Raw genomic sequence first — 14,464 nt, 5'->3', positions numbered from 1 at the left:
TCAGCGGGTCCAGCAGGGACGAACCCCAGGATGGGGTGAGCAAAGTAGTTCACCGCCCGGTGTCAACAACAGTCTAAAAGTGATCCACTAATGAGTTTACCTTTCTGTAAATGCAAGGACAGTGATAATAGTCTGTATTTTTTGTCCTGAAGCCATGACGGATCGTAGCTTAGTTGATGAGCGCCGTTAGGTTGCTGAATAAACTTTCCAACATAGGTTTGGTTCATCTAGAACGATAACGATGTCATTTACCAGGTCTCATCATCAGAAGCTGACGCTAATTTTTATGGTAGCTCAAGCAATTCCATATAGAGATGCAGCCCCTGCAGAATTTTAAACAAGGTCTGTAATTGGTAGCGGTCAGGATCGTTTTCAAAATTCGATAAGGTCGATTGCTTGATCCCTACTTTTTAGCAATATCGGCCTGCGACCAGTTGTTACTAATCCGAATTAACTTAATTTTATTGGCCAACTACTGGGAGCTAAAAATCATAACATTGCTCTCTATATATCCTCTGTAAAGGATAATGATGTTTTATCCCTTTCAGCCGGAAGCCGATAGATGGCTGTATGTTTTTCACATGTTTTGCTCTTTGCGTTTGGACTGAATACAGTAGTGTCTGAATTGTAAAAGATAGAGTTTGTATACTCAGATTGTACGTCCTTGAAATACTTCAAAGTCTCAATTTTCAGACCGTCCGGCGATCCAGTTTTTCTACCATTTTAAAAAAAACGTCTCGAGACCGCATCATTCTGAGCTTGATTATTCATAGTCATATGGAGCAAAGAACAGCGAAAAATATAGAAAGTAAGGCTTGATTAGTCAGGCCCTTTTGAATTCGATATCGACAGAAATATTCGAACCTGCTGATTAGAGGATCGACTTCTGTACGGTAAAAGCTCCTCTTAGTTCTGTCGCGGTAAAACCTGTGGCTGAATCTGCTGGGTACAAGGTCGAGATTTTTGTTTTGACTTCCTCTGTTATATGTTCGCCGTGACAGGCTGTGCACCTGGTATCCATCGGGATAGCTTTTAGGTAGCGGAAGGTTTTTTTGCCCTGAAGCTCTATTATTTCAGCTTTCGCCATGGTGACTAAGGGCTCACCTTTTTGATGTGCAGATAACATCTGGAGCAGGTTCTGCTGCTCCCATTGGTCTGGCTTGTTAGCAGGATTCCGGTATTTTAGAGCTGTTCTCGCTACTATCCAGCCGTCTTTGGCCAGCTTTTTTTGAATTTCAGGCGCAATAATATGACAGGCCTGAACGCCATTTACAGGGCCACCTTGCTTAGTAGCCTGCATCAGATTGCTTTTTAGCTCTGCAGAAAACAGCTTGATACGCGCCTGAGCTTCAGCCGTCAAGCTTTCTATTGTTTGGGCAGCGACAGGCAAAGAGACGCACAGGGCTAGCGTTATGCCCCAGTGCTTGGTGTAGGTTCTTTTGAACATAAATTTCTCCTCAATAAGTTATTAACTAAGGCATCCAGGTTTTAAAGCCGAAATACCAGTGTGGTTCTGCACGTTAATGGCCAGTCTTTGCCAAGATTAGCTGATCTGACAGAACAAAAAAGTGCCAGCACTTAACTGACGTCAAAGTTACAGCTGGGTTTAACATGCCTGTCTGTGGGTAAGTCATCTTTTTGTATCGAAGCTGCCATCCATTCATGGCCTTTTAACATGGCATACCAATACAGGGGCGGCAGCATTTTCTCTTTTAAAAACCAGGATAGAGCTGAGGGTTGGGTGCCATTTATGAACCAGGAAGGGAAGGTGGGCGCTAATTTGCCACCATAGATAAACTCGGCCAGCACAATTTTTCCTCGTTCTACGGTCAGAGGACAGGAACCATAGCCATCGTAGACTGAGGTTAATTTTCTATTTTTCAATAAGTTAAGGACATTTTCTGCGACTACAGGGGCTTGTTTACGCACAGCTGCTGCAGTTTTTGAATTTGGGGTGTTGGCGCAGTCGCCCAGCGCAAATACGTTGGCATAGTTTTTGTGCTGTAGTGTATCCGGGAATACATCCACCCAACCTGCGACATCAGCCAATGGGCTTTGACGAATCACATCTAGTGCTACTTGTGGTGGTGTCAGGTGCAGCATATCAAATTCTTTTTCAATGATCTCAGTGCTGCTGTCTGCATTGGTTTTTTTAAAACGCGCAGTTTTAGCGCTGGCATCAATACTAAGCAGTTGAGTTTGCAGGTTAAGACTGATGTCATATTTTTCTATGTAACTGTTCAGTGCTGGCACATAATCGGGTACGCCAAATAACACCGCTCCTGCGCTGCAAAATTGTACATCGATGTGGCGTAGTCTTTGTCGACGCAGCCAGTGATCGCAGGATAAATACATGGCTTTTTGTGGCGCGCCTGCACATTTAATTGGCATCACAGGTTGAGTGAAAATAGCTCTACCCTTGTCTAAATTCTGCACCAGCTCCCAAGTATATGGCGCAAGGCCCGGCGCATAGTTTGATGTAATGCCACAACTGCCAAGATGGTTGTCTAATCCTGCAATGGCGCCCCAATCGAGCTTCAGCCCTGTTGCCACAATAAGACTGCGATACTGCAGCTTTGTATTGTCCGCCAGTAGTACGGAGTTTTGCAGTGGGGAGAAACTCTGTGCTGCAGTATCAAACCAGCTGACAGTTTGGGGTATTAAATCCGCCATGTTTTTTACAGTGCTGCTTTGCTCAAACACACCTCCACCGACCAAAGTCCAGCCTGGCTGGTAAAAATGCTGTTGTGAGGGCTCAGCCAGTGCAATGCTTAAATCTGGTTGTCGCTTCAACAGGCTGGCTATAGTGGCTAAACCTGCGGCTCCGCCACCAATAACTACCACATCATAAACTCGAGCAGTTACAGGACTCTTTGTATTCACAACGCCTCCCAGTACGGCCTAGCCGTAACCTGTTGATGATTAAAAAATATATATTCTTATTTAGAATAAGATATTCCAATAACGAATATATTGATTAACTCTAGGCTTTGCGGCAAATTTGCGCAAGCAAAAGCAGATATTTCATGCACGGTTTTTGTCAGGGGCTTTGTATCTGTTGATAAATCGCATTTGGTATTTTCACCATGCGATGAGGTTGCATAGAACCTTATGAGGAGGTGAAGCACAGATAGTTTTAATGCAAATTACCGCCAGTACTGACACCGGATGACTCTCAAGTTTCTTAGTTCTGCTTCAACTGATGGTCTCACTGTATTTGCAAACTTGTGCGCTCAGTTCGAGAATTCTGCTGTGATCAAGTTTTTTTCGATTAGATTTATCTAATTCTTTTATTTCTATTTGATATATGCTTATACTTATTTCGAATACTCGTATGGACTAATCAAGCCGCAGTATTAAATCTCAAGACTGCGGCTGCAGCTGTATAGCATTAAACCTGTATGCCGCTGAAATTGCGGCGAGCTTTAAGTCTGATATGAACTCGTTAGCAGGCATGAATCTTCTGTGACTGCTCGGTTAAAGCCTTAGAAGGCAGCTGATGTGTTAACACTAAAGGGAGCGATAAAGCCCCTTAGGAGGAAAAAATGAGCGATATTCATGTGCAAGCATTTTTGGACAAAGACAGCGAGACATTCAGTTATGTCGTCACTGATCTCGCTTCAAAACACGCTGTAGTAATCGATCCTGTGCTGGATTTTGATTACAAATCAGGCCGCACTTCGACACAAAGTGCAGAACTCATGCTGGCTTATATTCAGCAAAATGAGCTGATACTGGACTGGGTGCTGGAAACCCATGCTCATGCTGATCATTTATCCGCAGCGCCATTTTTCAAAGAGCATCTGGGAGCGAAAGTCGGTATAGGCGCCCATATCAAGCAGGTACAAACTATTTTCAAAGAAGTGTTTAATCTTGAAAAAGAGTTTTTACCCAATGGAGCTCAATTTGACCGTTTATTCCATGATGGCGAAGTACTGCACGTAGGAGCGATGTCTATTCGTGTGATCCACACTCCGGGTCATACACCCGCTGATCTTGCCTACCTGATGAATGATGAAACTGCATTTGTAGGCGATACCTTATTTATGCCTGATGTCGGAACTTCTCGCTGCGATTTCCCAGGCGGCAGTGCTTCGACTTTGTTCCAGTCCATCTCAAAGTTACTGGCTCTACCAGAAGAGACAAAAATTTATGTCTGTCACGATTACCCAACAAAAGGACGTGAACATGAATATCTGACCACAGTAGGTGAACAACGTGAGCACAATATTCACGTGCATGATGGCGTTACAGAAGCACAATTTGTTGAAAAACGTGAAGCGCGGGATGCAACTCTGGCGATGCCACGACTTATTTTACCTTCAATACAGGTCAATATCCGTGCTGGGCATATGCCTCCTGCAGATGAGCAAGGTAAGGTGTATTTAAAGCTCCCGATAAACATGCTTTGACTATGTTTATCTATTCAGGCTTCACTGGCAAAGAGAAGAAATTATGATCCATGCAATATTGGGGGCAATCTTAATAGGATTAAGCCTTGGCATCTTTGGTTCAGGCGGCTCTATCCTGACTGTTCCAGTACTAATGTATTTAGTCGATATGCCGGCGAATCTGGCGATTGCTTCCTCTTTACTCATCGTTGCCGGTATCAGCTTATTTGGCAGTATCCCTAACATTTGGCACAAGAGAGTATCCTGGCCTCATGTACTACTGTTTGGTATTCCTGGCATGGTGGGGACTTATGGTGGTGCTTGGCTGGGAACTCTGGTTGACAGCGTTATTCAGCTATCTGTATTCGTTCTGTTGATGGTTGTCGCTGCAGTGATGATGTGGCGCAGCAAAAAAAGTTCTGAAGCTACGCCCAAGGTAAACTTTCTTAAGGTCGCTTTGGATGGGTTAGTCGTTGGAGTCATCACAGGCTTTGTCGGCGTAGGCGGTGGTTTTTTGATAGTGCCTGCGCTAGTTCTGCTTGGTGGTGTTCCCATGATCATGGCAATAGGCACCAGTTTACTGATTATCGCACTGAAATCTGTGGTGGGTTTTGCTAAGTACTACGAAGTATTAACCGCCCAGAACTTTTCGTTCGACTGGACTGTCATTGGAATTATGGTGGTTGGCGGTGTAGCTGGTAGTTTCTTTGGCGTCTGGATAGGGCATAAATTGCCAAAAGAAAAACTGCAAAAAGCCTTTTCAATCTTCCTGATTATCATGGCCACTGTAGTCCTTACTCAATCCGTTTTAAATTAGTGAAAGAGGTAATGTATGAAGAGTTCGCAACAAATAGTGAATGAAGCTAAGGCCAGAATCGTTGAAGTTTCTGTTCAGGAATTAGCTTCTGCTCTGCAGGATCATCATGCCATACTCATTGATGTGCGTGAGCCTGATGAATATATTCAGGGTTACGTCGACCGCTCGGTAAATTATCCTCGAGGTGTGCTTGAGATGCGTATTCACCAACATCCGAGTGTTGGTTCGAATTGTGACAGCATGGCAGCGCTTGAGCAGTTATCTGCCAAGCCCATTTATCTAATCTGTCGCTCGGGTTCACGCTCTGCTCTGGCTGCAGATTCGTTGAAAAACATGGGCTTTACTCAAGTCTTATCGGTTGCTGGCGGATTCCAAGCCTGGTTGGATGCAGGTTACCCAACCGAACGTTAATTCATATCAAAATGGCCTCCGCTGCGCAGGCCAGATAAAAATTCTCACTGTCATTAGGTGCAGGCTAATGACAGTTTTTTCAACAGATAATTAGTTTTATACGCATCAAAATTAGCCTGTTCTCTGCTACAAGAGAGTTGTTTATTCATAAGACTTTACTATCTTAAACGTCAGTTTCATTTTTTCTTCAACACAAAAGGACGATTTCAATGGACAATACGACGAATAGTTCGGCCGGAAAATGCCCTGTAGTGCATGGTGGTAATACTTCTGCTGCTAAATCTGTAATGGATTGGTGGCCTAATGCGTTGAACTTAGACATCCTGCATCAGCATGATACTAAGACTAACCCCTTAGGAAATGATTTTAATTACCCTGAAGAATTTAACAAACTTGATTTAGAAGCGGTCAAACATGATTTAAAAACTCTAATGACACAGAGTCAGAGCTGGTGGCCTGCCGATTGGGGGCATTATGGTGGTTTGATGATCCGTATGGCCTGGCATAGTGCAGGCAGTTACCGTATTGCTGATGGGCGTGGCGGTGGTGGCACAGGCAATCAACGCTTTGCGCCTATTAATAGCTGGCCTGATAACGCCAACCTGGATAAAGCTCGCCGCTTACTCTGGTCTATTAAGAAAAAATACGGCAACAAATTATCCTGGGCCGATTTAATTATTTTGGCCGGTAATATGGCATATGAGTCGATGGGCTTTAAAACCTTCGGTTTTGCGGGCGGTCGTCAGGATATATGGCATCCTGAAAAAGACACCTACTGGGGCAGTGAAAAAGAGTGGTTAGCCAAATCGGACAGTGCAGGTAGTCGCTATTCTGGTGAGCGAGACTTAGACAATCCGCTGGCTGCTGTGATGATGGGATTGATTTACGTGAACCCGGAAGGTGTTGATGGCAAGCCAGATCCTCTGAAAACAGCACATGATGTTCGTGTCACCTTTGCCCGTATGGCGATGAATGATGAGGAAACTGTTGCTCTGACTGCAGGTGGACATACGGTAGGTAAATGTCATGGCAATGGTCGTGCAGAGAATTTAGGTCCTGAACCTGAGGCGGCTGGCATCGAGGAGCAAGGTTTAGGCTGGAATAATCACAAAACCCGTGGCATAGGCCGTGATACAGTCACCAGCGGCATTGAAGGTGCCTGGACCACGAATCCAACTCAATGGGATAACGGCTACTTTTATCTGTTGTTAAACTATGACTGGGAATTGAAAAAGAGCCCCGCCGGTGCCTGGCAGTGGGAGCCAATCAATATTAAAGAAGAGGATAAACCAGTCGACGTAGAAGATCCGTCTATCCGCTACAATCCGATCATGACCGATGCTGATATGGCGATGAAAGTCGATCCTGAATACAGAAAAATATCAGAGCGCTTTTATAACGATCAGGCGTACTTTGAAGACGTGTTTGCTCGTGCTTGGTTTAAGTTAACCCATCGTGATTTAGGCCCTAAAAGTCGCTACTTAGGACCTGATGTTCCGCAAGAAGATTTAATTTGGCAAGATCCGATCCCTGCCGTTGACTATAAACTTACAGATGCAGAAATCAGTGAGCTCAAAACAAAGATCCTGGCAAGTGGCTTATCTATAAGCGAGTTGGTATCGACCGCTTGGGATAGCGCTCGAACTTTCCGTGGGTCGGACTACCGTGGCGGCGCCAATGGGGCTCGTATTCGTTTAGCGCCTCAAAAAGACTGGGAAGCTAATGAGCCAGTACGCTTACATAAAGTGTTATCAACATTGGAGAATATCCAGGCAGTTTTGAATAAAAAAGTCAGTCTGGCCGATTTGATCGTCCTTGGTGGCTCTGCGGCTATTGAGCAGGCAGCAAAAGCTGCTGGCGTGATGATTACCGTGCCTTTTACACCAGGGCGAGGCGATGCGACGCAGGAGCAAACAGAGGTTGAGTCGTTTGAAGTATTAGAGCCACTGCATGACGCTTACCGTAACTACCTGAAAAAAGATTATGTGGTCCAGCCTGAAGAAATGATGTTGGATAAAACTCAATTACTGGGTTTAACAGCACCGGAAATGACAGCACTGATTGGTGGTATGCGTGTACTGGATACCAACTATGGAGGCGTTAAACAGGGTGTCTTTACCGACAGACCAGGTGCACTGACCAATGATTTTTTTGTCAATCTGACCGATATGAACTATAGCTGGCAGCCCACAGGCCGCAACAGCTATAACATAGTCGAGCGCAGCAGCGGCGAGGTAAAATGGACAGCGACCCGTGTTGATCTGGTGTTTGGTTCAAACTCGATTCTGCGCTCCTACGCTGAAGTCTATGCTCAGGACGATAACAAAGAAAAATTTGTGAAAGACTTTGTTAAAGCCTGGTGCAAAGTGATGAATGCTGACAGGTTTGATTGCTAAGTCAGGTTTTGCGGTTTTTAAGCTAAGTTTTTAATAGAACTGAGTGCTCATTCTTTAGGCCGAATGGGCACTTTTTTATTTTAGTGTGTCAGCTTTTTTGCGGCTAAGAGTTCCATTCTTATCCACTGTAAAGGGGCCATTCTAAGTTCACGGTAGGCATCACAAGCACGCTTGAACTATGAGCTGTACCGTCATTTTAAATGAGCTGTGGCCTCAGGCTTTCTTTGGTTTGGATCACCAAACAGATTAAACCCGGGTTGTGTCTGTTTTGTAGCTGGTGTTTTTCTAGCTGTCGTCGACAGCGTTCAACCTGTTGAACTTAAGTTTTGTCGTGGTCAAGCAGGTACTATGTCAGGTATCTTGGGGGATATCACGAATTAAATCGTTATCTTGTTGCCGGAGTTCCGATGATCAAAACTGCTGTTATTGGCTATGGCTTGTCTGCTAAAACCTTCCACCTCCCATTTATTGTGCAGCAACCAGAGCTGGAGCTGGTGGCGATCAGCAGTACCAAACCTGAACTCATATCAGATTATCCGCTGTTACAGCGTTATCAAAATGGCGATGAGCTGATCCGTTTATCAGATGCTGAGCTGGTGGTGATCTCCTCACCCAATGACAGTCATTACCCACTGGCAAAACAAGCCTTGCTTGCCGGAAAACATGTGCTGGTGGAAAAACCTTTTGTGCTGACGGAGGCTCAAGGACGTGAACTGTTTAAGCTGGCCGAGAAGCTGCAACTTCAGCTTTTTGTCTACCATAACAGGCGTTTTGATGGAGATTTTCTGACACTACAGCAACTGCTTGGCTCCAACGAACTGGGGGCTATCCGTTATTTTGAATCGCATTTTGACCGTTTTCGGCCTGTGCCAAGACCACGCTGGCGTGAACAACAAGGAGTTGGCACAGGTATTTTGTATGACTTAGGTCCTCATCTGATTGACCAGGCTATCGCGTTATTTGGTGTACCAGAGGCGGTAACTGCCCGTTGTCGCGCTTTACGGCAGGGCAGTGAGACGGTGGATTATTTTCATTTGCTGCTGCATTACGCTGATAAAGAAGTAGTGCTGCATTCCAGCCCTTTTTCTGCGCTTCCTACCACTCGTTTTATTCTGCAGGGGGATAACGGCTCTTATCATAAAACAGGGTTAGATCCGCAGGAAGACGCATTAAGAGCAGGGCAAAAACCTTTGGGGGAAAACTGGGGGCTGGAGTCTGAAGCTCTGTATGGTGTGGTGGCTAAAGCCGACGGACAAAGAACTTATCCCACCTTAGCAGGGAACTATCAGCTGTTTTATCAGCACCTGGTGGCCGCATTGCAGCAAGGCAAAGCCAGCCCGGTTTCTGTAACCCAAGCTTTGCAAGGGATCCGGCTGATTGAACTGGCACAACAAAGCCAGCAGCTTGGCCGCACAGTGACGTTCTAACTGATGTTATCTGCTGCCGGCAAATTGCTGATCCAAGGGGCTGTGCTCTGTTGTACTTTTTCAGCTACTTTAGCGCAGAGCACACCACCACTGGCTAAAATCCAGTTTCAGCAGTACCACACACCAGACCTGGCTTTGCCTGTGCAAAGACCTGCGGTGAAAGGCTTGAATGAGCAAGTTTTGCATCAGCTGTTGTTGCAGCTACAGGACAAGACAGCAAGCGGTTATCAGCAAGTACATAGCCTGTTGCTGTATAAATCCGGCGCTTTGGTGCTGGAGCATTATCAAAAGGGCAATAACGACTTTATCAACTTTGAACAAGGGATCAAGGTGGTGAAAGGGGCGCAGGATTTTCGCTGGTCAGCGGATAAACCGCATTATGTAGCTTCTGTGACAAAGGCTGTGACTGCCACTTTAACAGGTATTGCTTTGCAGCAAACTGGTCTGACTATTGATGCCACTTTGGCACAGTTGTTACCACAAAATGCTGTGATCAAATCGGATCCGTTAAAAGCCAGTATTAGCCTGCATCAGTTGTTGTCGATGCAGGCAGGATTTGTTTGGGATGAATGGACAGGGCAGGATTTGGTCACGCTGTGGCAGCAGCAGAGTTTTGTCGATTACCTGCTGCAACAGCCCAATACCGGTCCTGGTAAAAGCTGGGCTTACAATAGCGCCTTGCCTAATCTGGTATTGACGCTGCTACAGCAGCAGTTAAAACAACCTCTGCAGCCTTGGGCCAAACAGCAGCTATTTGATAAGTTAGGATTTACTCAGTACCGCTGGGACACTCAACCCGACGGCGTACCCGAAGGTTCAGCCCGGTTATGGCTCACCCCACGTGACATGCTCAAACTAGGTATGTTGTATTTGCAGCAAGGTCAGTGGCAGGGGCAACAGCTGTTGCCAGTTGGCTGGGTACAGCAGATGACCAGTCCACAGGCTAAAAGTCCTGCCGGAGACTATGGCTACTACTTCTGGCTGCGACAGCAAGCTGGTGTGTGTTATTTCACAGCTGAAGGAGATGGCGGGCAATATATAGCTGTCTTGCCAGGTCTTGATATGGTAATGGTGCTGACACAAGGTAATTATTTGCAATGGTCAGTCTACAAAGCTCAAGCAGATCGAATTATCCGACAACTGATTTTAAGTGCTCGCAGTTCAACTGAGCCAATGGATAGCTCAGTGACTCCATGCTGACAACTTGTAGTTTTAGTTTAGTGTGGCAGCGCAGGCCTTATTACGACCTTCGGCTTTGGCTTGATACATGGCTTTGTCTGCCAGCGTCAACAAATGTTCAGCTTTGGCTCCTGGGTAAACAGTGACGTATCCAAGACTGGCGCTGAGCTCTATGGGGGTATTTTGCCAAATCAGCTGGCAGCCAGATAAAGTCATGCGAATTTTCTCAGCTATTGTTGGCAGTTCTGATGCCGACACTCCAGGAAAAAGTAACAAAAACTCTTCCCCACCATAACGACTGACCAAATCCTGAGTACGGACCACTGCAGACAAGGTGGTGGCTAAGCGGCGCAGGGCGGCATCACCAGCGTCGTGGCCCAAACTGTCGTTAATCCGCTTAAAGTGGTCTAAATCCAACAAGATCAGACTATAGCTTTGTTGTTGTTTATGCCAGAGCTCATGTATTTCTTGTAGTTTTTCTAACGCTGCCCTTCTGTTCCATAAACCTGTTAACTGATCCCTTTCTGCAAATTGGCGAATTTTCGCGATCAGTCGGGCCAAAGCGCCCCACACCATGACGATATTAATAGCCAGCGTTAACAGAATAGAAGACCACAACAAAGGTATGCCTTCGTCTGTGTAGGTAGCAATAAATGCGTCAGCTTTTGGATCGGGCCATACCAGGATCAGAGTTCTGGCAAAAAAGATAACTGTCATCACAAACAAGGGGGCTGACATCAGGCAAGCGGCGGGAAAGCCAAAGTCTTTTTGTATGGCTTGATAGTTATTACGGCTGGCTGAAAACGAAAACACAGTGGCTGTGACTGAGAAGACCACACCAAAAAAAACGGCATGCAGCTGCAACAATTGGCCTGTCAGTAGCAAGATCGCCGTGAGCAGTAAAATCAGGCTGTCCTGTTTGACACTTGATTTGAGTTTAAACAACTGCTGTATTCCCCAGCCAATCAGCATAAAACTGCAGAGTATGGCCATATCAGCAAGAAACCAGTTTAATAAATTTGTTTCTGTGGTGCGTAGGGTCAGCAAGTAAATTCCAATCCCCAGGCTCAGATTCGCAATAAAAAACCTGAAGCTGGCTTTAGGAGCTATACCCAGTGGATGTGCCATTAAACACCAGGCTATGCTGGCAACTAATGCCAACAACCAGATAAATGACAGTAGTAGCTCGGAGGATGGATGCTCAATCATAAATTTTTAGTTCTGTCCGGCGGGCAATAAAACCTCTTTATTGCAGGCTATAGGTCATTTGTGACGCGCAGTTTAAAAACTCAGCTCAATCCATCCTGATAGCTGATAAGACATTGGTACCCAGCCACTTCACTAAGTTTCGGGAACTGGCCTGACATTATATAGGTATTTAATGGGCAGCCGTAGCTGAATATAAGCTGCTGCAAACTAAATATAGCGAAGCTTATGACTTTAATCAGTTTTATTGTTGAACAAAATAGCTGATCTGAGCCCGTGGATTTAAGTAGGCAAACACTTCTGGCGGTAAGGCCTTTGGCTTAATTACTTTATCAATCGATAGTTTATTCGGCTCCAAGGTAACTATAGCCGCTTCCAGGCGCGGAACCTCAGCATCATAAATCAGCACATTAGGATGCAGCATGGATTCAGAGTTAACGGCCATGACTATGCCGACTCTTTTGTCGGACAGCAGTACTACAGTACCGGGCGGGTAAATACCCATCATCTTGATCATGACTTTCATTTCCAGATCGCCAAGTTTCCCTTTCATTGTTTTATACATTAGGGATAAAGCATGATGAGGCGAGCGAGCTTGTGTCATATCAAGTGGATGGCAGAGGTTATCAAATTCATTTACTACAGCAACGACACGAGCCAGCTTGTTGATTTGGCCGGCTTTTAAAGCCGCGGGATAACCGCTGCCATCCAGATACTCGTGGTGTTGTTCTACAATTGCCTTAGCTTCAGCCGGAAATTGTTCGGTTAAACCGAGCAATTCAATGCCGAATTTCGGATGCAGTTTCAGGAAATTCAGCTCTGGAGTGGTTAAATCTGTTGTTTTACGTAAGATTTGGCTCGGTATTTTCAGCTTTCCTATGTCGTGGAACATAGCACCTAAGCCTGTCCATTTTACTTCGTCTGCGCTGTAGTTTAAGTTTTTGGCCAGCATCATTGCCAGAATAGATACGTTTAACACATGAAAGTACATCGATTCCTGTTCTTTGCCTGCCTGTGATATCAGGTGCAATACCAATGCGTCTTCGCTCAAAATGGTATCTGCCAAATTGCTAATCAATTGGCTGGCATCTTCAACAGCATTGAGTGGACGGCCTTGCACCTTGGTCATCAGATTTCGCACCTGCGCCATGGACTGTGCAAAGGCTTTTTCCGTTTTTTGCAACTCGCGCCTGTGGCTTTTAGCCTGTTCAATTCGTTGTTCTTTTTCTAACTGCATTTCGTTGCGTAGTTGTAAGTCTTCAATATCCTGACTAACACAAAGGTCACTATCATCAGCCTGAGGGGCATGAATAACGCTACTGCGCTCCGGATAAAAATACACATAGTCGAGTTCTAGTGACAAAATGATCCGCAACTGTTGCGTAGATTCAACTATCAGTTTATTGGTTAGAAAAGGATGTTTCATCCAGCCAACAGGAAGCTTAATGGCATAACCCAGTTTGATATCTTTTGGCGCTATTTTCACTGGCACTGGTACTGCAACCCCTGTTGATTCTCGGTTTGTGGACTAATGATCGGAGTTATAAAGATTAACAAGTATAATTGCAATACATGGTTTGGTGCATTTATCATTCTCATTCCACGGCTTGCCCATCAGGCAGAGCTGTGTTTTCGCTTCCTGTCTTTGTCAACAAGAGTTGTTGTATTGCTATTTAATGCTGCAATGCCTATGATTTTTTGTTATTTATTATGAAAAACTAATGGAATCAGACAGCTGTTAGGTTTTTTAACAGTAAATCGGTTAACATAAATCCTATTGTAGTAAGAATTTGTTTTTGGCCTGAATTGCAGGTCGATGTTTAGGGGATCTGCATGGCAAATCAGTTAAAAAGCCGGCCTCAAAGTATTCATGGCTGGGTGGCGGAAGAATTGGGCACCCGTATTGTCAGTGGCATTTATTCACCAGGTGAATATATTCCTAACGAAACCACAATAGGCGAAGAGTTAGGCGTTTCCCGCACTGCGCTGCGTGAAGCTTTTAAAATTCTGACCTCCAAAGGTTTGCTGGAATCCCGGCCTAAGTTGGGTACCCGCATTCGGCCACGTAAACACTGGAATATGTTCGACAGTGAAATTTTAAGCTGGTGCTTTGAATCCAAACCATCACCGCAGTTTTTTATCTCTTTATTTGAAATTCGCGAGATTTTTGAACCAGCAGCTGCAGAGTTGGCTGCGAAAAATCGCACTGAAGAACAAGCTGTTGTTCTAGGTCTAGCTTATCAAGCCATGGAAAAAGCGGAAATTGGCACTGATGCTGTGTTCTCAAGCGATTTGGAATTTCATATGGCGGTGCTGGATGCCACCAATAATGAATTTATGATTTCATTGGGCATGACGATACAAACGGCTTTGATGGGATTATTCAGATTAAGCAGTGCTATTGCCGAAGAGTACGTCGATTCATTGCCCGGTCACAAAGCTGTGTATCAGGCAATAGCTGCAGGCGATGCCGCCAAAGCGAAGATAGAGATGTTCCAGTTGTTGGCTAAATCGAAAGAAAACTTAGAATATGCGCTGAAAAATTTGGCTAAACAGCCGGATTAAGAAAAAAGGGGGCAGATCACATTGTTAATTTTAAACACTGTTCTGATAATCATCTAGCCTAAGTGGCCTTGA

Annotated in this window: 12 protein-coding genes; 7 read left to right on the top strand and 5 right to left on the bottom strand. The window is 45.1% G+C overall.

The genetic code is table 11. The features are described 5' to 3' along the window. Positions 1–62: 62 nt before the first annotated feature. The 3 genes from EMM73_RS20580 to EMM73_RS19265 form a co-directional block, all read right to left on the bottom strand. The gene (locus EMM73_RS20580; RefSeq protein ID WP_409994318.1) at positions 63–227 is read right to left on the bottom strand and encodes a HipA N-terminal domain-containing protein; all 165 of its coding nucleotides are present in this window, start codon (positions 225–227) and stop codon (positions 63–65) included. A 644-nt stretch (positions 228–871) separates the two neighbouring features. Next, complete coding sequence (locus EMM73_RS19270; protein ID WP_127688394.1) at positions 872–1,447, bottom strand: Tll0287-like domain-containing protein; 576 nt, start codon at positions 1,445–1,447, stop codon at positions 872–874. Positions 1,448–1,578: 131 nt separating this feature from the next. Then, positions 1,579–2,883: an NAD(P)/FAD-dependent oxidoreductase gene (locus EMM73_RS19265; protein ID WP_127688393.1), complete on the bottom strand. Its 1,305-nt coding sequence runs from the start codon at positions 2,881–2,883 to the stop codon at positions 1,579–1,581. A gap of 662 nt (positions 2,884–3,545) precedes the next feature. Here EMM73_RS19265 and EMM73_RS19260 point away from each other — a divergent pair. From EMM73_RS19260 to EMM73_RS19235, 6 genes are all read left to right on the top strand, one after another. Continuing rightward, complete coding sequence (locus EMM73_RS19260) at positions 3,546–4,412, top strand: MBL fold metallo-hydrolase (RefSeq protein WP_127688392.1); 867 nt, start codon at positions 3,546–3,548, stop codon at positions 4,410–4,412. A gap of 43 nt (positions 4,413–4,455) precedes the next feature. Next, positions 4,456–5,208 (top strand): sulfite exporter TauE/SafE family protein, encoded by a 753-nt coding sequence (locus tag EMM73_RS19255; RefSeq protein ID WP_186435300.1) that lies wholly within the window; start codon positions 4,456–4,458, stop codon positions 5,206–5,208. Between the two features lie 15 nt (positions 5,209–5,223). Continuing rightward, positions 5,224–5,619 carry a rhodanese-like domain-containing protein gene (locus EMM73_RS19250; RefSeq protein WP_127688391.1) on the top strand — a complete coding sequence of 132 codons (396 nt, stop codon included), beginning with the start codon at positions 5,224–5,226 and terminating at the stop codon, positions 5,617–5,619. A gap of 209 nt (positions 5,620–5,828) precedes the next feature. Further along, complete coding sequence (gene katG, locus EMM73_RS19245; protein ID WP_127688390.1) at positions 5,829–8,015, top strand: catalase/peroxidase HPI; 2,187 nt, start codon at positions 5,829–5,831, stop codon at positions 8,013–8,015. A 407-nt stretch (positions 8,016–8,422) separates the two neighbouring features. Continuing rightward, positions 8,423–9,442: an oxidoreductase gene (locus EMM73_RS19240; RefSeq protein WP_127688389.1), complete on the top strand. Its 1,020-nt coding sequence runs from the start codon at positions 8,423–8,425 to the stop codon at positions 9,440–9,442. Between the two features lie 3 nt (positions 9,443–9,445). Beyond that, entirely contained in the window at positions 9,446–10,642 is a 1,197-nt protein-coding gene (locus EMM73_RS19235) for a serine hydrolase domain-containing protein (RefSeq protein WP_127688388.1), read from the top strand. 12 nt (positions 10,643–10,654) lie between these two features. On the opposite strand, the gene EMM73_RS19230 is transcribed toward EMM73_RS19235, so the two are convergent. After that, a complete protein-coding gene (locus EMM73_RS19230; RefSeq protein WP_127688387.1) occupies positions 10,655–11,830 on the bottom strand; it encodes a GGDEF domain-containing protein in 1,176 nt (391 codons plus the stop codon). A 241-nt stretch (positions 11,831–12,071) separates the two neighbouring features. Then, complete coding sequence (locus tag EMM73_RS19225; protein WP_127688386.1) at positions 12,072–13,319, bottom strand: HD-GYP domain-containing protein; 1,248 nt, start codon at positions 13,317–13,319, stop codon at positions 12,072–12,074. A 341-nt stretch (positions 13,320–13,660) separates the two neighbouring features. Here EMM73_RS19225 and EMM73_RS19220 point away from each other — a divergent pair, with 341 nt between their 5' ends. Beyond that, positions 13,661–14,392 carry a FadR/GntR family transcriptional regulator gene (locus EMM73_RS19220; protein WP_127688385.1) on the top strand — a complete coding sequence of 244 codons (732 nt, stop codon included), beginning with the start codon at positions 13,661–13,663 and terminating at the stop codon, positions 14,390–14,392. Positions 14,393–14,464 lie beyond the last annotated feature (72 nt).

This window comes from Rheinheimera sediminis, from assembly GCF_004005375.1.
In the GTDB taxonomy this organism is placed as follows: domain Bacteria; phylum Pseudomonadota; class Gammaproteobacteria; order Enterobacterales; family Alteromonadaceae; genus Pararheinheimera.
This window is presented reverse-complemented; position numbering and strand designations above follow the sequence as displayed.

What these genes read in the sequence shown, in the direction of transcription:
- EMM73_RS20580 (WP_409994318.1), bottom strand. Translation starts at nt 227, where the DNA reads ATGAACCAAACCTATGTTGGAAAGTTTATTCAGCAACCTAACGGCGCT.
- EMM73_RS19270 (WP_127688394.1), bottom strand. Translation starts at nt 1,447, where the DNA reads ATGTTCAAAAGAACCTACACCAAGCACTGGGGCATAACGCTAGCCCTG.
- EMM73_RS19260 (WP_127688392.1), top strand. Translation starts at nt 3,546, where the DNA reads ATGAGCGATATTCATGTGCAAGCATTTTTGGACAAAGACAGCGAGACA.
- EMM73_RS19255 (WP_186435300.1), top strand. Translation starts at nt 4,456, where the DNA reads ATGATCCATGCAATATTGGGGGCAATCTTAATAGGATTAAGCCTTGGC.
- EMM73_RS19250 (WP_127688391.1), top strand. Translation starts at nt 5,224, where the DNA reads ATGAAGAGTTCGCAACAAATAGTGAATGAAGCTAAGGCCAGAATCGTT.
- katG (WP_127688390.1), top strand. Translation starts at nt 5,829, where the DNA reads ATGGACAATACGACGAATAGTTCGGCCGGAAAATGCCCTGTAGTGCAT.
- EMM73_RS19240 (WP_127688389.1), top strand. Translation starts at nt 8,423, where the DNA reads ATGATCAAAACTGCTGTTATTGGCTATGGCTTGTCTGCTAAAACCTTC.
- EMM73_RS19235 (WP_127688388.1), top strand. Translation starts at nt 9,446, where the DNA reads ATGTTATCTGCTGCCGGCAAATTGCTGATCCAAGGGGCTGTGCTCTGT.
- EMM73_RS19230 (WP_127688387.1), bottom strand. Translation starts at nt 11,830, where the DNA reads ATGATTGAGCATCCATCCTCCGAGCTACTACTGTCATTTATCTGGTTG.
- EMM73_RS19220 (WP_127688385.1), top strand. Translation starts at nt 13,661, where the DNA reads ATGGCAAATCAGTTAAAAAGCCGGCCTCAAAGTATTCATGGCTGGGTG.